At 65.4% G+C, this 20,785-nt stretch carries 21 protein-coding genes; 12 read left to right on the forward strand and 9 right to left on the reverse strand.

Features of this window, described 5'->3' with window-relative positions:
- Positions 1 to 331 precede the first annotated feature (331 nt).
- Positions 332 to 610, forward strand: coding sequence for a hypothetical protein (locus ACS7SF_RS10990; protein WP_439889822.1), 279 nt, complete (start codon positions 332 to 334; stop codon positions 608 to 610).
- 75 nt (positions 611 to 685) lie between these two features.
- Positions 686 to 1,591 carry a patatin-like phospholipase family protein gene (locus tag ACS7SF_RS10995; protein WP_439889823.1) on the forward strand — a complete coding sequence of 302 codons (906 nt, stop codon included), beginning with the start codon at positions 686 to 688 and terminating at the stop codon, positions 1,589 to 1,591.
- Here ACS7SF_RS10995 and rtcR read toward each other — a convergent pair.
- Positions 1,588 to 3,189: an RNA repair transcriptional activator RtcR gene (gene rtcR / locus ACS7SF_RS11000; protein WP_439889824.1), complete on the reverse strand. Its 1,602-nt coding sequence runs from the start codon at positions 3,187 to 3,189 to the stop codon at positions 1,588 to 1,590. The genes ACS7SF_RS10995 and rtcR overlap by 4 nt on opposite strands.
- Positions 3,190 to 3,386: 197 nt before the next feature.
- Here rtcR and ACS7SF_RS11005 point away from each other — a divergent pair, with 197 nt between their 5' ends.
- The 4 genes from ACS7SF_RS11005 to rtcA all read left to right on the forward strand — a co-directional run bounded on the left by ACS7SF_RS11005 (position 3,387) and on the right by rtcA (position 8,273).
- A complete protein-coding gene (locus tag ACS7SF_RS11005) occupies positions 3,387 to 4,946 on the forward strand; it encodes a vWA domain-containing protein (RefSeq protein WP_439889825.1) in 1,560 nt (519 codons plus the stop codon).
- Between the two features lie 380 nt (positions 4,947 to 5,326).
- Complete coding sequence (locus tag ACS7SF_RS11010; RefSeq protein WP_439889826.1) at positions 5,327 to 6,541, forward strand: RtcB family protein; 1,215 nt, start codon at positions 5,327 to 5,329, stop codon at positions 6,539 to 6,541.
- Positions 6,542 to 6,546: 5 nt separating this feature from the next.
- Entirely contained in the window at positions 6,547 to 7,131 is a 585-nt protein-coding gene (locus ACS7SF_RS11015; RefSeq protein WP_439889827.1) for a hypothetical protein, read from the forward strand.
- A 68-nt stretch (positions 7,132 to 7,199) separates the two neighbouring features.
- Positions 7,200 to 8,273: an RNA 3'-terminal phosphate cyclase gene (rtcA, locus tag ACS7SF_RS11020; protein ID WP_439889828.1), complete on the forward strand. Its 1,074-nt coding sequence runs from the start codon at positions 7,200 to 7,202 to the stop codon at positions 8,271 to 8,273.
- An 18-nt stretch (positions 8,274 to 8,291) separates the two neighbouring features.
- On the opposite strand, the gene ACS7SF_RS11025 is transcribed toward rtcA, so the two are convergent.
- Both ACS7SF_RS11025 and ACS7SF_RS11030 read right to left on the reverse strand, forming a co-directional pair.
- Positions 8,292 to 10,088 carry a thiamine pyrophosphate-requiring protein gene (locus ACS7SF_RS11025; RefSeq protein ID WP_439889829.1) on the reverse strand — a complete coding sequence of 599 codons (1,797 nt, stop codon included), beginning with the start codon at positions 10,086 to 10,088 and terminating at the stop codon, positions 8,292 to 8,294.
- A gap of 23 nt (positions 10,089 to 10,111) precedes the next feature.
- Positions 10,112 to 10,588: a hemerythrin domain-containing protein gene (locus ACS7SF_RS11030; protein WP_439889830.1), complete on the reverse strand. Its 477-nt coding sequence runs from the start codon at positions 10,586 to 10,588 to the stop codon at positions 10,112 to 10,114.
- A 270-nt stretch (positions 10,589 to 10,858) separates the two neighbouring features.
- Here ACS7SF_RS11030 and ACS7SF_RS11035 point away from each other — a divergent pair, with 270 nt between their 5' ends.
- The 6 genes from ACS7SF_RS11035 to ACS7SF_RS11060 all read left to right on the forward strand — a co-directional run bounded on the left by ACS7SF_RS11035 (position 10,859) and on the right by ACS7SF_RS11060 (position 14,063).
- A complete protein-coding gene (locus ACS7SF_RS11035) occupies positions 10,859 to 11,254 on the forward strand; it encodes a PRC-barrel domain-containing protein (protein ID WP_439892742.1) in 396 nt (131 codons plus the stop codon).
- A gap of 58 nt (positions 11,255 to 11,312) precedes the next feature.
- On the forward strand, positions 11,313 to 11,501 hold the full coding sequence (locus tag ACS7SF_RS11040) for a hypothetical protein (RefSeq protein ID WP_426396492.1): 189 nt from the start codon (positions 11,313 to 11,315) through the stop codon (positions 11,499 to 11,501).
- 164 nt (positions 11,502 to 11,665) lie between these two features.
- Entirely contained in the window at positions 11,666 to 12,877 is a 1,212-nt protein-coding gene (locus ACS7SF_RS11045) for a PLP-dependent aminotransferase family protein (protein ID WP_439889831.1), read from the forward strand.
- A 27-nt stretch (positions 12,878 to 12,904) separates the two neighbouring features.
- Positions 12,905 to 13,402, forward strand: coding sequence for a helix-turn-helix domain-containing protein (locus ACS7SF_RS11050; protein WP_439889832.1), 498 nt, complete (start codon positions 12,905 to 12,907; stop codon positions 13,400 to 13,402).
- Positions 13,402 to 13,818, forward strand: coding sequence for a VOC family protein (locus tag ACS7SF_RS11055; RefSeq protein ID WP_439889833.1), 417 nt, complete (start codon positions 13,402 to 13,404; stop codon positions 13,816 to 13,818). The genes ACS7SF_RS11050 and ACS7SF_RS11055 overlap by 1 nt, the downstream gene beginning before the upstream one ends.
- Positions 13,815 to 14,063: a hypothetical protein gene (locus ACS7SF_RS11060; protein WP_439889834.1), complete on the forward strand. Its 249-nt coding sequence runs from the start codon at positions 13,815 to 13,817 to the stop codon at positions 14,061 to 14,063. The genes ACS7SF_RS11055 and ACS7SF_RS11060 overlap by 4 nt, the downstream gene beginning before the upstream one ends.
- Before the next feature lie 307 nt (positions 14,064 to 14,370).
- On the opposite strand, the gene ACS7SF_RS11065 is transcribed toward ACS7SF_RS11060, so the two are convergent.
- From ACS7SF_RS11065 to ACS7SF_RS11090, 6 genes are all read right to left on the reverse strand, one after another.
- Positions 14,371 to 15,567, reverse strand: a complete 1,197-nt coding sequence (locus tag ACS7SF_RS11065) for an MFS transporter (RefSeq protein WP_439889835.1) — start codon at positions 15,565 to 15,567, stop codon at positions 14,371 to 14,373.
- 63 nt (positions 15,568 to 15,630) lie between these two features.
- On the reverse strand, positions 15,631 to 16,338 hold the full coding sequence (locus ACS7SF_RS11070) for a glutathione binding-like protein (protein ID WP_439892743.1): 708 nt from the start codon (positions 16,336 to 16,338) through the stop codon (positions 15,631 to 15,633).
- Positions 16,339 to 16,463: 125 nt separating this feature from the next.
- A complete protein-coding gene (locus tag ACS7SF_RS11075; protein ID WP_439889836.1) occupies positions 16,464 to 17,666 on the reverse strand; it encodes a low temperature requirement protein A in 1,203 nt (400 codons plus the stop codon).
- 23 nt (positions 17,667 to 17,689) lie between these two features.
- Entirely contained in the window at positions 17,690 to 18,322 is a 633-nt protein-coding gene (locus ACS7SF_RS11080) for a LysE family translocator (RefSeq protein ID WP_439889837.1), read from the reverse strand.
- Between the two features lie 640 nt (positions 18,323 to 18,962).
- Positions 18,963 to 19,937, reverse strand: a complete 975-nt coding sequence (locus ACS7SF_RS11085) for a DMT family transporter (protein ID WP_439889838.1) — start codon at positions 19,935 to 19,937, stop codon at positions 18,963 to 18,965.
- Between the two features lie 121 nt (positions 19,938 to 20,058).
- Positions 20,059 to 20,784, reverse strand: a complete 726-nt coding sequence (locus ACS7SF_RS11090) for an AraC family transcriptional regulator (protein WP_439892744.1) — start codon at positions 20,782 to 20,784, stop codon at positions 20,059 to 20,061.
- Position 20,785 lies beyond the last annotated feature (1 nt).

Genomic DNA, 20,785 nt, shown 5'->3' on the forward strand with positions numbered 1-20,785 from the left:
TTGCCCAGCGTTCGTCACGAACGCGCACCCGGTGGGTACCCCGATGATGGCGACATCGGATTCCTCCGCGTCGTGATGGTCGGCACGTGCTCGTGCGCACGCCGGTAACGACGACAGGGCCGTGGATATTGGAGGGGTTTGAGTCACCTGCTCAATGCACCAAAATGTTGATTGGCAGGCGCGTTCCATCTGCTGTTGCGCTCCTGCCTCCGTGTGCGTCGAGACAAAATCGAGGAGGCGGTCTACCCCCGCGTTTGAAGCGGATACGGCCTGGGTGCTGGACGGTATGCTTGCTTGCGCATTGATGATCGACGTTTCTGGAGCCCCTGGCATGTTCAACTTTTTCAGCAAGATCGTCCTGCTCGCCGTCTATGGCGTGGCACTGGCCAGTTACATGACAGCGCTGCCACTGTCGCCAAATGCCATCGATTGGGTGCGCATCGTGGCCGGAGTGCTGGTGGCCGTGCACCTGCTGGAAGTGGTCTTCTGCTTCAAGAAGGTCGCGCTGTACAAGGGGCCGCTGCTGGGCAGCGTGCTGCTGACCCTGCTGTTCGGCTTCCTGCACTCGAAGCCGATGGCCGATGCAGCACGCGGGTCTATGCGCTCCTAGCCACGGTCGCCGCAGAGTCCTACTCTAATTCCAGTCAACGTTGGCGGACTCTTGTGCTGCGGCACAGCATTGTTGATGGATAGGGCGGAGAAAACGGCGTTTGTTTTTGCTGGCGGTGGCAGTCTGGGCGCCATCGAGGCCGGTATGCTGCGCGAGCTGGTGGCCTGGGGCGTGGTGCCAGACATGGTGATCGGCGCCTCTGCCGGGGCCATCAATGCGGCGTTCTTTGCGTGCAACCCGCACGCAGCCGGCACCGCGCAGCTTGAGGCGCTATGGCGCAGCGTTCGGCGTGCCGACGTGATGCCGTGGTCGTGGCGCGCGATGCTGGGCATGTTGGGCGGCAAGCGCGCGCACCTGGTGGAGGCCTCGGGCCTGCAGCGACTGCTCACGCGGCACTTTGCGCAGGCGCTGCTCGAGACGGCTACGCTGCCGCTGCATGTCATTGCCACCGACATGCATACCGGGGCCGAAGTGGTGCTGTCCTCCGGCCAGATCGTGCAGGCGGTGCTGGCCAGCGCGGCCATCCCCGGTGTGTTTCCGCCGGTGCGCATTGGCGAGCAACTCCTCATCGATGGCGGTGTCGCCAACAACACGCCGATCTCCGCCGCCATCCGGCTGGGTGCCACGCGCGTGGTAGTGCTGCCGGCGGGGTTTGCCTGTGCAGACCGGCGCGCCCCGCGCAGCGCCATCGAGCACGCGCTCAATGCGCTGTCGCTATTGGTGGCTCGGCAGCTCGTGCAGGACTTGGAGCGCTGGGCGGGGCAAGTGCCCATCACCGTGGTGCCGCCGCTGTGTCCGCTCGACATCTCGCCGTATGACTACACCCGCTGCCCGGAGCTGATCGACCGCGCCGCCGCCGCTACCGCCGCATGGTTGGCCGCCGGTGGTCTGGCTGCCACGGGTGTCCCAGGCGCCTTGCGCGAACACCATCACGATGCCGGCCATCCGAGTTGCACTGCAGATGTGCTGTCTGCTGACTAGCCGTCAGCCCGCACGCGCGCCCAATCCAACCCAAAGCGCGCGAGATACTTGCGCAGCCGATCCGCGTCATTCACTTTCGCCTTCTCGGTGCGCGACACGTCGAAGAGCTGCCGCCCTGCGTCCGACAACGACGTCGACGTGCGGCATACGGCAATCACGTTTTCCAGTTGCATGCGGTCGAACAGGTCGATCGAAGCAACCTCGTCGCCGAGCAGGTCAGTGAGGGCGCCGTCGTCGTCCGCCGAAGCGGGTTCGGCCCACGTGCGCTGCAGGCGCGCGATTTCGTCCGCCACATCGGCTTCGGTGATACGGCCGCCCTCAGCCAGCGTCGCCAGCCGCGTGACGGAGGCCGACAGCTCGCGGAAGTTGCCCGTCCAGCGTGCCTGCGGCGAGGTGACGAACTTCAGATAGATACGCCGCGCCTCGGTGTGGAAGCGCACCTGTTCACCGTGCTCGCGGGCAAAGCGCGCCAGCTCGAAATCGAGGTTCGGCTCCAGGTCTTCCGGGCGATCGGCCAAGCCGGGCAGATCGAAGGTCCACAGGTTGATCCGCGCGTATAAGTCTTCGCGAAAGCGGCCTTCCGCCACCCACTGCCGCAGGTCGCGCACCGTGCCGGCGATGAGCTGGAAATCGCTCTCCACTTCGCGGTCGCTGCCGAAGGGCAGGAAGCGCTTCTCTTCGATGGCCTTGAGCAGCATGGCTTGCTCATCCGGGCCCAGTTCGCCGATTTCGTCGAGGAACAGCAAGCCGCCGTCCGCGCTGCGCAGCAGGCCCGCGCGCTCGGTCTGCGCACCGGTGAAGGCGCCCTTCACGTGGCCGAAGAGGGCGGACATCGCGCTGTCGCCGCGCAGCGTGGCGCAGTTCACCTCGACAAAGCGGCCGGCGAGTTGATGGCGCGCCTTCTTCATCTCGTACACCCGGCGTGCGAGGAACGACTTGCCCGCGCCCGTCGGCCCGAACAGCAGCATCGGCGCCTTCGAGCGCGACGCCACGCGCTCGATCTGCTCGATCATCCGATTGAACGCCGGGTTGCGCGTGGCAATGCCCGACTTCAATAGCGAGACGGTGTCTTCCCGCTCACGCGCAAAGCGCGTGGCGATCTTGTCGTAGCGCGACAGGTCCAGGTCGATGACGCTGTAGCTGCCCGCCGTGTTGCCGAGCTCCTTCTTGCGCGGCGGCGCAGTCTGGATCAGTTGCGCCGGCAGGTAGCGCGCCTCAGCCAGCAAGAACCAGCAGATCTGCGCGACGTGCGTGCCGGTGGTGATGTGGATGAGGTAGTCCTCGGCCTCGGTGTCGAAGGCGTAGCCGCGCGTGAAGTCGTGCAGCGTGCTGTAGACCTCTTCGAAATCCCACGGGTCGCGCAATGCGATTTCGACGCTACGGACTTCGGTTTCGGGCGATACGGCCGCGATGTCATCGCGCAGGCGCTCGAACAGGCTGCGGCTGCGCGCGTCGTGCAGCAACTCCAACCTGTGGATAACGAGGTCGTCTTGCTGACACAGGCCCACGGTGGGCCGCCAGCGCTCCCAACGCTGGGCGCCCTTGCCCACGTAGTCGAGCGTGGTGCCCACGAAGCCGATGGCGACGGTTTTGCGCATACAGAAGTGCTATCCAAAAAGATAAATCAATATATCAATGGATCGTATTTTCAGGAAGTCTGGCGTGCCTACATCTGCGGTCGCCCTCCGTAAATCCAATGAAATCAATGGGATAGGTTGATATGCGGCCGGCATGAAGTGACCTGGCATACCCATTGCACTAGAGAAGGCATCAACAACACAACGCGAGATGCCAAATGGCTAACCAGCAACTGTTCCAGACCTTGCTCGCGAAGACGGTCCAGGCGAATGCGACCGACGCGATCAACCAGTCAGGCGCCCCGGCGTATGCGCTATCGCCCCAGCACCAGCTGGCGCAACTGGCGATGACGGGCTGCCTGAACCACACCTTCTACGCTTCGGCCGAGACGCAACTGGCCGACGTGCTGCAACTGGCGCAGCAAGTGGACGACGCCTTCATCGCCAAGACCGCGGTGTACAGCCGCGAGCGCGGCCTGATGAAGGACATGCCGGCCCTGCTGACCGCCGTGCTGGCGGCCAAGGGCAGTGCGCTGCTGCCGACGGTGTTCAGCCGCACGATCGACACCGGCAAGATGCTGCGCAATTTCGTGCAGATCGTGCGCAGCGGCGCCGCCGGTCGCAAGTCGCTCGGCAGCCGCCCGAAGAAGCTCGTGCAGACGTGGCTGAACACCGCCACGGAAGCGCAACTGCTGCAGGCTGCCGTGGGCAACGCGCCGTCGCTGGCGGATGTCGTGAAGATGGTGCACCCGAAGCCGGCGGAAGCCTGGCGCGCAGCCTTCTTCGCGTGGCTGATCGGCAAGCCGCACGACGCTGCACAACTGCCGCCGCTGACGCGAGAGCTGTGTGCGTTTCGCGCCGGTGAGTCGAAGGCGTTGCCGGACGTGCCGTTCCAACTACTGACCAATGCGCCGCTGAACGCCGCGCAATGGGTGGTGTTGTCGCAGCGCATGGGTTGGCACGCGCTGCGGATGAACCTGAATACGCTGGCTCGCCAGGGTGCATTCAGCCTGCCGGGCGTGACGAAGCGTGTGGCGGCGCGTCTGGCCGATGCGGCGCAGGTGCGCAAGGCGCGTGTGTATCCGTACCAACTGCTGGCGGCTTATCGCTCGGCAGTGGACCCGGTGCCGCTGGCGGTGCGTGAAGCGCTGCAGGACGCGCTCGATGTCTCGCTGGCCAACGTGCCGAAGCTGGAGGGCAACGTGGTCGTGTGTCCGGACGTGTCCGGCTCGATGGGCAGCCCGGTGACGGGCTGGCGACAAGGCGCGACTTCGGTCGTGCGCTGTATCGACGTGGCTGCGCTGGTGGCGGCCGCCATCCTGCGCTCGCATCCGAAGGCGCGTGTGCTGCCGTTCGAGCAGCGTGTGGTGGATGTGCGTCTGAACGCCCGCGATTCGGTCATGACCAATGCCGACAAGCTGGCGGCCATCGGTGGCGGCGGTACCAACTGCTCCGCCCCGCTGGCCAAGCTGGTGGCCGAGCGTGCCAAGGTCGATGTGGTGATCCTGGTGTCGGACAACGAGTCGTGGGTCGACGCCACGCGCCACGGTGCCACTCAGACGATGCTGCAGTGGGACTTGCTGAAGCTGCGTAACCCGCAAGCCAAGCTGGTCTGCATTGATCTGCAGCCATACGGCACCACGCAGGCGATGGAGCGTGAGGACATCCTCAACGTCGGCGGTTTTGGCGATGCGGTGTTCGACGTGATCGCACAGTTTGCGTCTGGCAGTTTTGGTGCCGGCCACTGGGTCGAGGCCATCGAGGCGACGGTGCTGTAGGCCGTCATGTGATGAACAACAACGTTTTACCGGCGCGTTACGAATGCTGAAGAGCTTGTCCTGACGCGCCAGGTGCGAATGCCTGCGGGTGTACATCGGTATCTAGTCGGTTCGAACCCGACCCGCGCGAAAGCGTGAGACCACTCGCTCCCCTAGTCGCACCACCTTTTGTTTTTTCGGCGAATGCCGGCGGAACTACATCCTGTCACGATCGAGGTCGCGGGTTCGAATCCCGCTGGTCCCAAATCAGGGGGACCGTAGCTCAGTGGATAGAGCGCGAGTTTCGCCAACTTTAGTCGCCGACCCTAATGCAACGCTCGATGTCACTGCGAATGCGACATCGGGCCCCATAATGAAAAGAACGCAAGCAACGAAAGATCATGAGCAAGTACAACACCCTCCACGTCGATAACGGCGCCGACATCAAGCTCTGGACCAACGGCGTGCCGGTAGAAGATGACGCCCGTAAGCAGCTGATGAACACGGCCAAGATGCCGTTCATCTTCAAGCACCTGGCGGTGATGCCGGACGTGCACCTGGGTAAGGGTTCGACCATCGGGAGCGTGATTCCGACCGAGGGCGCGATCATCCCGGCGGCCGTGGGCGTGGATATCGGCTGCGGAATGATGGCCGCGCGCACGACGCTGACGGCCGCAGACTTGCCGGACAACCTGCACGGCCTGCGTAGCGCCATCGAAGCCGCGGTGCCGCACGGCCGTACGCCGGGTCCGCGCGATAAGGGTGCCTGGAACACGCCGCCGGAAACGGTCAACGCCATGTGGGGTGAGTTGGTCGACGGCTTCAAGCGCATCACCGACAAGTACCCGAAGCTGAACAAGACGAACAACCATAAGCACCTGGGAACGCTGGGTACGGGTAACCACTTCATCGAGGTCTGCCTGGATGAAGAACAACGCGTCTGGTTCATGCTGCACTCGGGTTCGCGCGGCGTGGGTAACGCGATCGGCAACCTGTTCATTGAGCTGGCGCAGGCCGATATGCGACAGCACATCGCCAACCTGCCGGATCGTGACCTGGCGTACTTTGAAGAAGGCAGCCAGCACTTCGACGACTACGTTGAAGCTGTGGGCTGGGCGCAGGACTACGCACGCCGCAACCGCGCCACGATGATGCAGAACGTGATCGCTGCCGCGCGCAAGGTCATCACCAAGCCGTTCGCGGCGGACGTGGAAGCGGTGAACTGTCACCACAACTACGTGCAGCGCGAAACCCACTTCGGGCGCGATGTGCTGGTCACGCGTAAGGGCGCGGTATCGGCGCAGAAGGGACAGCTCGGGATCATTCCGGGTTCGATGGGCGCGAAGAGCTTCATCGTGCGCGGGCTGGGTAACGAAGAGGCTTTCTGCTCGTGCAGCCACGGTGCGGGCCGTACGATGAGCCGCACGCAGGCCAAGAAGCGTTTCACGGTCGACGACCAGATTCGCGCCACGGCCCACGTGGAATGTCGTAAGGATGCCGACGTGATCGACGAGATCCCGATGGCCTACAAGGACATCGACCACGTGATGGCAGCGCAGGCGGATCTGGTGGAGATCGTGCATACGCTGCGCCAGGTGGTGTGTGTGAAGGGGTGAGGCTAATGAACATGCTAGAGAGCTTGGAGGATCGTGATCACCAAGCGTTGCGTCAGCGGTTGTGGGCGGCCGGCTCCGTTTTTGATTTCAAGCTCTACCGGATGCCAGGGCACACCGCGCTTAGAGAAGAAACGCATCGCCAAGTGCTCGCGGGTCTGTTCGACGAAGTCGCAACGGACCTCAGGAAGCATCGAGCCAAAGTGATTGCCGAGCACCCGGAATACGCCTCGTACGAATGGCCCGAATTGGTCGTTGATCTGCCTGCTGCGCGGCCGGTGAAACTCGGCCACGACAAGGTGGTTGAATTGACCGAAGCGGGTGGACCTCTAGAGCAAGCGTTTTTGGTTCCACCCTATTCGACGACGCTGAAGGTCGCGGATTTTCGCGAATGGCTGGCGATGCTTGGTTTGTTGGCAGACGAGGAGGTCGAGGTTTTCGACTGGGTCGGCAATCCTGACGAGGAGCCTGAACGCAGCAACTGGAGCAGCTATTTCGATGCGGGCAAGGAGTGGTGGGGCATCTGGTGCTTGACCGTGTACAACGCACGACGCGGCACAGTCTGTGCACTGGCGGCGAGCACCTCCGACTGAGTGTCGCGAGCGACGACGTCTTGCGTTTGCTGAACAAGGTGTCTCGATACCAACAAGAAGAACAAACCATGAACACCCAACTACAACTACAACGACAACAAGAACAACGAGCAGCACAACCCGCCGCATGCATCGAACTCGACGGCGCACAAGGCGAGGGCGGCGGGCAAATCCTCCGCACGGCGCTCACGCTGTCCATGCTGACGGGCACCCCGTTCCAGATCGAGAACATCCGCGCCAAGCGTTCCAAGCCGGGTTTGCTGCGCCAGCATCTGACCGCCGTGCAGGCGGCGGTGGAGATCAGTGGCGCCACGGTGGAAGGCGCAGAAGCGGGCTCGCAGACGCTGCGTTTCACGCCCGGCGCCATCCGCGGTGGCGACTACCGCTTCGCCATTGGCACAGCCGGTAGCTGCACGCTGGTGCTGCAGACGATCCTGCCTGCACTGTGGTTTGCCGATGCGCCAAGCACCGTGTCGGTGAGCGGCGGCACGCACAACCGCGCAGCGCCCCCGGTCAACTTCCTCATCCGCGCATGGTTGCCGCTGATGGCACGGATGGGCATGACGCAGACGCTTGCGCTCAAGCGCCACGGCTTCTACCCGGCGGGCGGCGGTGAGGTGGTGGCGACGGTCACGCCGTGTGCGGGTGCGTTGCACGCGCTGCATCTGACGGAGCGCGGTGCGCAGCAGGCGCTGCGTGCCGAAGGCATCGTTGCCGGCGTGCGCGGCGGTGTCGCGCGGCGCGAGCTGGATACGCTCGGTCGCTTGGTCCCCGGTATCGAAGGCACGGTGCGTGACCTCGGCAACGCAGAAGGCCCCGGCAACGCGCTGGTGCTGGACATCGTGCACGAGCACGTCACCGAGGTCTTCACCGGCTTTGGTGAACGTGGCGTGACGGCAGAAACGATCGGCCAGCAAGTCGCGCACGCGGCACAGCGCTATCTGCAGAGCACGGCGGCCGTCGACGAGTACCTTGCCGATCAGCTCGTGTTGCCGATGGCGCTGGCCGGTGCCGGAAGCTTGACGGTGGTGGAGGCCTCATCGCATCTGCTCACCAACATCGGCGTGATCGAGAAATTCCTGCCGGTGGAAGTGGACGTGCGCCCGCTGGAGTCCGGCGCCGTGCACGTCGAGGTACGTTGAGCGCGCTGCGTTTCCGCTTCAGTCCTTGTCTTTGTGCACCGGAAACAGCGCCGACAACACCTGCCGCGCGGTTCCGCGCAGCACGCCGCTGGCGTCCGGGTCGCCATACGCCAGCGCCGTCGCAAAGTTGCGCGCCTGCTGCAGCGTGACGTGTGGCGGCAGCGGCGGCACGTCGGGGTCGGTCTTTACCTCCAGCACAACGGGGCACTCCGCAGCGAGTGCTTCCTCCCACGCGCCGGCCACTTGGTCCGGGTTGTCGACATACAGCCCCTTCAAGCCGATCAACTCCGCAAAGCGGTGATACGGCACGTCGGGGATGTCCTGTGACGCCGGAAACTTCGGGTCGCCTTCCATCACGCGCTGCTCCCAGGTGACTTCATTCAAGTCTTGGTTGTTCAGGACCATGCAGATCCACTTGGGCGATTTCCAGCGCTTCCAATACTTCGCCACGGTGATCAGCTCGGCCATGTTGTTCATCTGCATGGCGCCGTCGCCCACCAGTGCGATGACGGGGCGATCGGGGTGCGCAAACTTGGCCGCAATCGCGTACGGCACCGCCGCACCCATCGACGCCAACCCGCCCGAGAGCGAGCCCATCATGCCGGGCTTGAACTTGAGGTCGCGTGCATACCAGTTGGCACAGGTGCCGGAATCACTCGTGACGATCACGTTGGCGGGCAGCCGGGGCGACAGCTCCCAGAACACACGCTGCGGATTGACGGGGTAAGCCGGCTGCAACGCGCGCTGCTCCAGTGTCTTCCACCAATCCGCATTCCAGCGCGCGATGCGCTCGGGCCAGTACGTGTCGGTCTTGCGCTGCAGCAGCGGCAGCAGCGCGCGCAATGTCTGCGCGCTGTCGCCGACCAGGTTCACTTCCATCGGGTAGCGCAGCCCGAGCATGCCGGGGTCCAGGTCGATCTGCACGCCGCGCGCCTGGCCTTCCTTGGGCAGAAATTCCGCATACGGAAAGCCCGAGCCGACCATCAGCAGGGTGTCGCAGTGGTTCATCAGCTCCCAACTGGGCTCGGTGCCGAGCAGGCCGATTGCGCCTGTGACGTTGGGCGCGTCGTCGGGCAGCACGGCCTTGCCGAGCAGCGCCTTGGCGACACCCGCGCCCAGGGTGTCCGCCACGGCCGCCACTTCCGCGCTGGCACCGAGTGCGCCCGCACCCACCAGCATGGCGACGCGGCGACCCTGGTTGAGCACATCTGCCGCACGCTCCAGATCAACGGCCTGCGGCACCACCGTTGGCGCGCTGTAGCCCACGCCCGAATGCACGGTGCCGTGGGCGTGCGGCGGCGCGCTGTAGGGCATTTCCTGCAGATCATTCGGCAGCACGAGTGCCGTCACGCGGCGCTGCCCGATGGCGATGCGCACGGCACGGTCGAGCAGATGCCGCACCTGCGCCGGCACGCTGGCCTGGTGCACGAACGCACCTGCCACGTCGCGGAACATTGCCACTAGATCGACCTCCTGCTGGTAGTGCCCGCCGACGGCGGTGCGCGCTTGCTGTCCGGCAATCGCCAGCACGGGCATGTGGTCCAACCGTGCGTCGTACAGGCCCGTGACGAGGTGGGCCGCGCCCGGCCCAGAGGTGGCCATGCACACGCCCAGCTCGCCCGTGAACTTGGCGTGCGCCGACGCCATGAAGGCCGCCATCTCTTCGTGGCGCGCCTGCACGAACTCGATCTTGCCGCCGGCACGCTGCAGCCCACCGAACATGCCGTTGATGCCGTCGCCGGGGTAGCCATAGATACGGCGCACCCCCCATTCGTATAGACGCGCGACAAGAAAATCGCTCACGGTGGGTTGCATGATGGATGTCCTGTTGTCCGGTATCAGGCGGCGTGCTCGGCCAGCAGCGCTTCCTTGCGCGCGGTCATGGGCTCCTGCAGCGGTGCCAGGTCGACGTGCTGATGGATCAGCTTGGGGAACAGCTCCGTCTCCTCTTCCTCCACGTGGTGCGAGACGTACTCGGCCAGCACGGTGAACTTCGCGGCGAACAGATCGTCGCCTGCGTGCATGCCGGCAAGTTGCTGGATCAGCGCCTTAGCGGTGGCGTGCTCGACTACGGCTTCGTCGAGGAGATCCTTGAACACTTTGCCGCCGTTGTCGCGCACGAATGGGTAGAACAGTTCTTCTTCCAGCTGCGTGTGGACGGTCAACTTTTCACACGCTTCGCGCACGATCTGCTCAGACGCGCCTTTGTCCTTCTCTTGCTGGAATGTCTTGAACAGCTTTTTCACCTCGCGATGATCGTCCAGCAGCATGGCCAGCACGGCACGTTGCGCGACGGGGATTTCGGCTTTGTTCATGGGGCTCTCCGGTGTGGGGGTGGTGTGGGTCGGTGTGGATCGACGCCGTACCGTCGAGCAAGCGCCATGCCGTGCACGGCGGCGGAGTGGTTCGCGTGGGCAGGCAGGTTTTGTGCTAAGGGCAGTGGTTGCTCACGGGCTCGTGCATGACTTGTGCGAGCGCCGCGCATTGTTCTTCACCTACTCATGGGAGGTATTGCTATGGCTATGGACTACACAACATCCGCAACCGGCCTGGGCGCAGGCACGAGCAGCACGGCCGGCGTGCGCATGCGCATCATCGGGCGCGCCGATCCCACTTCGCCCGGGCCCGGGCCGGAACTCATGGCTGCTGACACGCTGGAGGGCAACCGCGTCGTCAACCTCACCGGCGACGACCTCGGCAAGATCACCGACGTGATGCTCGACGTGCAACGCGGGCGCATTGCCTATGCGGTGATGTCGGTGGGTGGTTTCCTTGGCATTGGCGACAAGCTCTTTGCCGTGCCGTGGAGCGCCATGTCGCTCGATGTGGATCGCAAGTGCTTTGTGCTCGATGCCAACAAGGAGCGCCTGGACGCGGCCCCCGGCTTCGACAAGGATCATTGGCCCACGATGGCCGACCCGACCTGGGCCGAGTCCGTGCACGAGTACTACGGCTCACGCCCGTATTGGGAGGAGTACTGACGCGCAGGCACGTTGTTCGCGTGTGTGTGATGAACCCCGCATGAAACAGGAGGCCGTTATGGAAAAGGGTAAGAAGGAAAAGAACCCGACTGCACACAAGCGCGAAGACCTCGTTGAAAAGGCCGTGGAAGACACCTTCCCCGCCAGCGACCCGCCTTCTACAGGGGGCATCACGCGCGTGGTGGATAAGGACAAGGACACCGACGCGCACAACGACAAGCGCAACCGCAACAGCAATCATCGCTAAGCTCCCCGCCCGCATCACCCGAATTTCCGGTGGCGTGCGGGCGTTTTTCTGGACCGTTTCTGGACAACCCTCTTGCGCCGTGGCGGGCACATGCGCATGCGGCATGCGCGCGCGGCGCACATCACGTAAAGTGGCGGGCACTCGAACTACAGAGACACGCCGCCATGGATTTCCTGCAATCGCTGCTGGCCCCGCGCCTGCAAAACGTTGAAACCTCCGCCATCCGCGAACTGTTCAAGGTGCTCGGCAAGCCGGGCCTGATTTCGTTTGCGGGCGGTTTTCCCGATTCCGCCCTGTTCGACGTGGAAGGCCTGAAGGCCGCCGCCGACAGCGCCCTCGCCAACGACGCCGCCCGCGCGTTGCAATACGGCGCCACCGAGGGCTTCGAGCCGCTGCGCGAGGCCATCGTCGAGCTGATGAAGGTGCGTGGCGCCACCATCGCCAACACCGACATCCTCGTCACCACCGGTTCGCAGCAAGGGCTCGACTTGCTGGGCAAGGTGCTGATCGGCGAAGGCGACACGGTGCTGACGGAAGCGCCTACGTTCCTGGCCGCCATTCAGGCCTTCAAGCTGTACGGCGCCAAGGTGGCCGGCGTGCCGACCGATGCAGACGGGCTGGACATCGATGCGCTGGAAAAGACGCTCGCTACCGGGGCGCGCCCCAAGTTCCTCTACGTCATCCCCAACTTCGGCAACCCGAGCGGCGCGCTGATGAGCCTGGAGCGCCGCAAGCGCCTGCTGGACGTGGCCGTGCGGCACAACCTGCTGCTGGTGGAAGACGACCCCTACGGCGAGCTGTATTTCGACGCACCCCCGCCGCCGTCGCTGTACGCCCTGTCGCAACAGACCGACGGCGCGCAGGGCCGTGTGATCTATCTGGGCAGCCTGTCGAAGGTGCTGGCGCCGGGCCTGCGCGTGGGCTGGATGATCGCGTCGCAGCCGGTGCTGGGCAACGCCGTCATGGTCAAGCAGTTTGCCGACGCGCACACCTCCACGTTTGCACAGGCCACGGCCGCCGCCTACCTGCGCAGCAATCGTCTCGACACCGTGCTGCCGCGCACCCGCGCTGCCTACGCCGAGCGCGCCCACGCCATGGCCAACGGCCTGCGTGCACTGCTGCCCGAGAGCGAACTGACCTTCAACCGCCCGCGCGGCGGCATGTTCCTGTGGGGCGCGCTGCCGGGCCGCAATGCCGCAGACGTCGCCAAGGTGGCCATCGAGCGTGGCGTGGCCTTCGTGCCGGGCGCGGCGTTCTACCCGGTGGACCCGGACCGCTCGACGCTGCGCCTGTCGTATGCCACGTCGTCGCTCTCCCAGGTGGAAGAGGGCGTGCGCAAGCTGGCCGGCGCCATCGGCGAGTTCAAGCTCGGCTGATCGCGGGCGCAGGCAGCGGTGGCCAAGATGCCCGCTGACGCGCAGCAGGAGCCGGCACTCCTGCGCCGCCTGCTGCGCGCCAAAGACCGCATGGACGCCGCCTCGCACGAGGCCTGGCCCGTCAAGCGGCTGGCCGAAGTGAGCGGCGTGTCGGAGGCGCACTTTGCACGCTCGTTCAAGCAGGCCTTCGGCATTCCGCCGCACCGCTACCTGCTCACGCGCCGCATCGAGCAGGCTGCCACGCTCCTGCGCGACACCGACCTGCCCATCATCGAAATCGCCTACGCCACCGGCTGGGAAAGCCTCGGCACCTTCGGCCGCATCTTTCGCGACATCACCGGCCAGAGCCCCAGCGCCCTGCGCCGCGAGGCCCAGGCCACCGCACCGCAGCAACAACTCGACCGCGTGCCTGCCTGCGTGCTGAAGGCGGCACAGCGGCCCGACCTCATCACAGCAGTTTCGGAGAAGCGTCGGCAGGTGACCGAGGGTACAAATCCGTCACCCACCAACAACAAGGAGCGGTGATGAGCCAAGGGATCAACGTCGTCGGGCTGTATGTGGACGACCAGGATGCGGCGCTGGCGTTCTATGTCGACAAGCTGGGCTTTCGCGTGCATACCGATGTGCGCAACGGCCCGTACCGGTGGCTGACGGTGCAGCATCCGGAGCAGCCGTCGTTTCAGCTTGGCCTGTTTCAGCCGGGGCCGCCCATCCACGACGAAGTCACCGCGCAGACGCTGCGCGCCATGGTCGCCAAGGGTGCGATGCCGCCGCTGGTGCTCACCGTGGCCGACTGCCGGGCCGCCTACGCGCAACTGCGCGAGCGCGGGGTGGAGTTCACGCAAGAACCCATCGACCGCTTCGGCAGCGTGGATGCGGGCTTTCGCGACCCGGCCGGCAACGGCTGGAAGATGATCCAGGCTGCCGGAGGTGCCAAGTGAGCGCGCGCACCGGCATTCGCCAGTTTCACCGCTGGGTGTCGATGGCCTTCACGCTCACGGTCATTGCCAACTTTGTCGCCATGACGCGCGGGACGCCGCCTGCGTGGATCACCTATGCGCCGCTGCTGCCGCTGGCGCTGTTGATGATCACGGGGCTGTATCTGTTTGCGCTGCCGTACTTGGATCGGCGCGACGAGCGGCGTGCGGAGCGTGTCGAGCGTCAAGCTCCGGCAGCGAGGGTTTGAGGCTGAAGCGCCGAGTGCGAAGCTCGGCGCGTGAGGCTTTTAGGCCCGCCCGTCGAGTTCGTAGCGCCATGCACGGCGCTTCGAGGTCCGTGACGGCCGAGTTCGGAACGCCGAGCGTGGGTGTTTGAGCCTCAGGCGCGGCGTTCGGAACTCGGGGCACGAGGCTTTTAGGCGCAAACGCCGAGTTCAGAACTCGAAGGTATGAAGGTTTTAGGCGCAAGCATGGGGTTCAGAACTCGGGGCGTGAGGCTTTTAGGTCCAATCGTCGGGTTCGGAACTCGGCGCTAGAGGTTCCAGACCCCAATCTTCAATGGGCAACCGATGTGGCCGGTTGGTTGACAGTCTGCGCCGGCTCATGCCGCCCACCCCTCCGCCACAGCACCACCGCCACCACATGGCACCCCGCCGCCGCCCATCCCAGCATGCCCGGGCCGCCATGGGCCAGTGCCAGCGCCCCCACGGTTGACCCCAGCGCAATCCCCACATACACCGCAGACGCATGCAGCGACAGCGTGATCGGCGACACGTCGGGCGCGAGGCGGATCAGTCGCGTGGCCTGGGCCGGGCCGAAGCCCCAGCCCGCCATGCCCCACAGCACGACCGCGCCGATGGCGATGGCGCCTGCTGTGGCACCGTGCAGCACCTGCGCTGACAGCGACAGCACCGAGAACGCCAGCACGATGCCTGCGCTGCTGACGGTCAGCACGCGCGCCACGCCTGCGCGGTCCGTCATGTGCCCACCCAGGCCGGTGCCCAGCGCGGCAAAACTGCCGACCAAGAACAGCACGATGCCCACGTGCTGCGGCGCAAAGCCCAGCCCCTGCACAAAGAACGGCGCGACATACGTGTAGAACGTGAAGCCGCCCGCGGCCCACAACGCCGACACCGCCAGCGCACTCAGCATGCCGGGCCGGCGCGCCACGCTCAGGCGCTGCGCCAGCGTGGTCACGCTATGCGGCAGGGCGCGCGGCAGGCCGAAGGCGAGGCCCGCCGTGGCCAGTGCCGACAACACGCCGCATGCCAGGAAGGTCGAACGCCAGTCGCCCTGCGCCGCGATCCACGCGCCCAGCGGCACACCGAGCGCCACCGCGACCGTGCCGCCGCCCGTGATGATGGCCAGCGCCGTGCCGCTGCGCGCCGCCGGTACCAGCGAGGTTGCCACCGCATTGGCGGTCGGTAGGAATACGCCGGCCGCCAGTGCCAGCAGTACGCGCGCCGCCATCAATTGGCCGAAGTTGTGCGCGCCCGCCGCCAGCACGTTGCCCGCCGCAAAGATGGCCAGCGCGCCAATCAGCACGCGGCGTCGGTCGACGTTGCCGAGCAGCGTCGCCATCACGGGCGAGCCCACGGCATACGTCACGGCAAACACAGTGACGAGCTGCCCGGCCGCCGGCACGCTCACGCCCAGGTCTGCGGCCAACACCGGCAGCAGCCCGGCAATCATGAATCCTTCGGTGCCGATGGCGAACGCGCCCAGGCACAACCACCACAGCGATGCCGGCATGGTCGGCTCCTGTCAGAAGAGGAAAGCGAAAGGGGTGACGAAGCGCGGAGGCCCCCGCAGGTATCAGCGCGCGGTGGAGTCGGCAGTCTGGCCGAACAGCACGGCGCGCTCGTCGTCGGAGATGTCTTCGCGGCGGCGCGAGTAGGCGCGCTCCACACCGGCGTAAGCACGTTCCGTCGCCGGCCGTGCGCCGACGGCCTCGAACCAGCGCTGCAGGTGCGGGAAGTCGTTCAGATCCTGCCCATGCCCGGCGTGCGGCACGATCCACGGGTAGGCCGCGATGTCGGCGATGGTGTAGTCATTGCCGGCAATGTACGGACGATCGGCTAGGCGGCGGTCGAGCACGCCGTACAGGCGGTTGGTCTCTTTGGTGTAGCGGTCGATGGCGTAGGGCACGCGCTCAGGGGCGTATACGTTGAAGTGGCCGATCTGCCCGGCCATCGGGCCCAGGCCGCCCACCTGCCAGAACAGCCACTTGAGCACTTCCATGCGGCCGTGCAGGTCGGTGGGCATCAGTTGGCCGGTTTTCTCGGCCAGGTAGAGCAGCATGGCGCCCGATTCGAACAGCACCACGGGCTCGGTGCCCTCGGCGGGGTCGTGGTCGACCATGGCCGGGATCTTGTTGTTGGGGGAGATGGCGAGGAACTCCGGCTTGAACTGGTCCCCCCGGCTGATATCCACGGGAATGACGCGGTGCGGCAAGCCGGTTTCGGCAAAGAACAGCGCCATCTTCAGGCCGTTGGGCGTGGCGCAGTAGTAGAGGTCGATCATGGCGGGGCCCTCGTGTTCTGTCATGTTGGTTGACAGATTATGCGGGCGAGTGGCCTTTTGTAATCGCCAAAAACGGGAAATTTCAGGTGGCCACTTGGCGGCCCAAGGTGACCACTCAGTGCCGCTCAGTGTCCGCGCGCCTGCGCGGGCTCCAGGGTCTCGCACGAGTGTGCGTACCACTCCCAGGCGGCAGTGCCGCACAGCACGCCCGTCGCCAGGGCGGACACCACCAGCGCAGGCAGATCGCCCGCCAGCAGCCACGCGCCGGCCAGTACCACCAGCCCCACCGCGTGCGCCGGACGCAGCCGCCCGAAGATCGCCCACTTGAAGAGCAGGTTGCCGAGCAGATACAGCATCGCGCTGCCCATCACGGCCAGCGCCGTCCCCGCATGGGCGTGGCCCACCGGGTGCGCCAGCACAAACTCATCGGCCACCGCGCCAACGATGATGCCCGCCACCAGCACCACGTGGATGTAGGTGTAGGCTAGGCGCGCCAGCCGGCCCGGGTCAGCCGAGTGCGAGATGGTCTGCGCGCCGCGCTCGGCAATCGTGTCGAAATACAGCCACCACATCGCCAGGCTGCCGATGAACGACATCGCCATCGCGGCAATGTTGGCGGCGTTCCATTCCAGCCCGGCAAACGTCGAGCCCGTTACCAGCACCGATTCACCCAGCGCGATGATGATGAACAGCGAGCAGCGCTCGGCCATGTGGCCGCCTTCCACGTTCCAGTCGTCGGTGGTGGAGCGGCCGATGCCGGGCGTGTAGAAGCCTGTGGAGGGGCCGAGCCACTCGATGGCCAGCGCGGTGGTCCAGCACACCCAGCGCACGGGCACGTCCGACAGCCCGCCCACCAGCCACAGCACCGCCGAGACGCCGAGCCACACGCCGATGCGCTGGAAATTGCGTCGCATGGCCAGCGATTCGCCGCGCACGGCCCACAGGAAGAACACCGTGCGCCCGAACTGCATGAAGACGTAGGCCAGCGCAAACGCCAGTCCGCGCGAGCCAAACGCCTGCGGCAGCGACGCCGAGAGCAGCAGCCCCGCCGTCATCAGCACGAGCATCAACATGCGGATGGCGAGCTTCTCCGGGTCGAGCCAGTTCGTCACCCAGGAGGTGAAGATCCACACCCACCACACCGCCAGCATCAGCAGCAGCGCCTGCGCGCCGCCTTCGAGCGTGAAGTTGCCGATCAACAGGTGCGAGAGCTGCGTCACCGCGAACACGAACACGAGGTCGAAGAACAGTTCGATGTTCGTGACACGGTGGTGGCCGTGCGCGCCAGCCGTGGTGGTTGGCGCGGGACGGAGGTAGCTGCGGGGCATGGGAAGGGGGAAGGGGACCGTGATCAGGCTTGCATGCCCAACGTCAGCGTGCCTGCACCCACCATCACCGCGCCGCCGGTGTAGCCGAAGCGGCGCTGCGCAGCCACGCTGGTCAGGCGCTTGGCGAGCAGCTTGGCAGCCAGCGCGTACATGGAGGCGTTGGCGGCCGCCAGGATCACGAACGTGGGCAGCAGGATTGCGCTTTGCGACAGGAAGGTCTGCTCGGCCGACATGAACTGCGGCACAAACGCGACAAAGAAGACGATGCTCTTGGGGTTGAGCGCGGTGACCGTCCAGGCGGACAGGAAGCGCCGGCCGGCGGACTTTTGCTGCACGGGGATCGTGCTCTCAGGCGCATCGTCGCGCAGGCGACGGGCAGAGAGGATGGACTTGATGCCCAGGTAGACGAGGTACGAACCACCGATGAGCTTGAGTACCGTGAACGCCGTGGCCGATGCCGCGAGCAGCGCGCCCGCACCCGCCAGCGAGACGGCCATCGCCGTAGTGTCGCCTGCGGCCACGCCCACCACCGTGCTCCACGCCGAACGGCCACGGTTGGCCAGCGAATCACCGATCACCAGCAGGATGGTGGGGCCGGGAATCAGCAGGATGATGATGCTGGCGCCGATGAAGGCCAGCCAAGTTTGGAGGGTCATGGTGGGCTCTGTCTTTGTTGGGAATGGGCTGACAGTTATCCATGAAAAGTTTGTGGCGTCAAACGGAGTGGGGGGATTTCCTTCGGGTTTGGTTTTGAGGTTGGGGGTGCGTCCTGCGTTTCGTCCCCTGCCGGGGCCGACTCACTTTCTCTGTCTTGCCAGAGAAAGTAAGCAAAGAGAGGCGCGCCCGAGATGGCGACTTCCCCTTGGATTTGTGTCGCGGGGAGGGGAAGGAGCCAAACTCGCTGCGCTCAGACAAGGCTCCTTCCTTTTTCCTCCCCGCAACAAAAATCCAAGGCGCCATCTAGGGCAGGAAAATCAAAGGCCAAACCATCGGTGCGCAAGCCAAAACGACAAGGCCAACCTCGCGAGGGGTTGGCCTTTGTCTTTTGACGTTGAGCCCTTGATGGCGCCTTGAATTTTCGTAAGCGGGCGGAAAAAAGGCCGGGAACTGTCTGAGCGAAGCGAGTTTTCCCGGCCTCCGCACGGTTACGCAAATTCAAGGAATCTTTCGCCATCTCGGGCGCGCCTTTCTTTTGCTTACTTTTCTTTGGCAAGACAAAGAAAAGTGAGTCGGTCCCGGCAGGGAACGAAAGGGGGATGGACCACCAAGGCCAAAATCCAAAACCAAAAAGCCTGTCTACCCGTGCCGCCGAGCGGCCAAAGCAACCCCACCCACCAACAACAGTGCAGCCGCCACCTCCAACCCATGCGGCCACCGCCCCTCATAAACAAACGCATACAGCAACGCAAACACCGTCTCAAACACAATCAACTGCCCCGACAGCGTCAACGGCAGCTTGCGGCTGGCCGCATTCCACAGGCTATTGCCCAGCACAGACGCCCCGAGCGCCACGCCGGCATTCACGAGCCAGAACATCCACCAAGCCGATGCAGGCTGCGCTGAAGATGTCGCCATGCCCGGCACGAAGAACGCCGGCACGGCCAGCGCCAATGACAGCGCCCCCGTGGCCACGCCCGTCAACAGCGACCACTCCCGGCTAGAAAACTGCGGATGTTTGCGCAAGTACCGCGCATTGCACACTGCGTAGATGGTCCAGCAGAGGAGCCCTCCGGCCGCCATCAGCAAGCCGATGAAGTACGCGCTGTCGCCCGCATCCGCATGCATGGCCGGCGCATCCAGATAGATGCACACCACGCCGGCAACCGCCAGCAGCAACGGCAGGGCCAATTGCCGCAGGGGCAAGCTGCCACGTTCCGCTGCGCCGGCCAGGCTGACCGTCACCGGCAGCAGCCCGACGATGAGCGATGCCGGCGCGACGCCCGCCCGCTGCACGCCCCCCGCCACACACAGGTAGTAAAGAATGTTGCCCGGCAGCGATAACAGCAGCAGCGCTACCCAATCGCGCCGCGTTGTCTTGCGCCACAGCGTGCGCCACACGGGCAGCGCGAGCACTAGTGACAGCACGCCATACAACACATACCGCGCGGCCGAGAGCGCCAGCGGCGAGAACTGCGGCAGCATCTTCGGCGCCAAAAAGATGATCCCCCAGAGCGCGCCAGCCGTGACGCCGCATCCCAGCCCGACGAGCTGGTCGCGCCCGTTGTGCTGGGGGTGGTGGAGGTGGGTTGCGGCAGCGTCGCCAACAGCCATGAGAAGTCCGGTCGAGTGGGTCAATCAAACCGGCACTGTGCGCGTGCATGCGCGGGGCGTCTTGGTGAAGACGGCCGCGCGTTGGCAAAAACGGAAACGAGATGGATAGGGTCTGTTGACCCTAGCTGCGCCGCACGGCCGCCGGCGTGATGCCGTGCGCGGCCTTGAGGTGGCGTGTGAGGGCGCTTTGGTCATAGTAGCCGGTGCGCGCGGCAATCTCGGCGATGGGCAGGGTGGTGGTTTCGAGCAGCGTCAGCGCGTGGCGCAAGCGGACTTCGGCCAGGCGCGCATGCAGCGTCGTGCCATACGCGGCGCGAAAGAGCGTCGCCAGGCGTCGTGCACTGACGCCCACGTCGGCGGCGAGCGCTTCCACGGTGAGCGGTTCGGCGTAGCGGTGTTCGATGGCGTGCCACGCGCGCTCGGCACGGGCATCGGGGCGTGCGCGCAGTTGCGTGGACTGGTTGGCCGGATGCGCGGCGAGCGTTGCCAACGCCAGGGATGACCACGCATTCGCCAAGACGGCATCGACGATGGGCGCATCTTGCAGCCACGTGGTCAACGCACGTAGGCCGGGTGTGAGCGGAAAGAACACGCGATCCGCCAGACCGCCCAAGCTGGGTGCGTCCACGGTTTGGCCTGGGATGTCGAACACGATGAAGCGGTTGGCGCCCGTAGCTTCAAACGCATGCGTAGCACCGGCGGGGATGAGCGCGGCGTGGTGTGTGTCGACGCGGCCGCCGCGGCCGTCCACGTCCATCTCCAGGATGCCGCGTGCGGGCATCACGACTTGCATGTAGTCGTGTGCGTGCGGAGGCGCGGCGAGGCCGTAGGTGCGGAAGTCCAGCATC

This window comes from Ralstonia sp. 25C, assembly GCF_051904805.1.
In the GTDB taxonomy this organism is placed as follows: domain Bacteria; phylum Pseudomonadota; class Gammaproteobacteria; order Burkholderiales; family Burkholderiaceae; genus Ralstonia.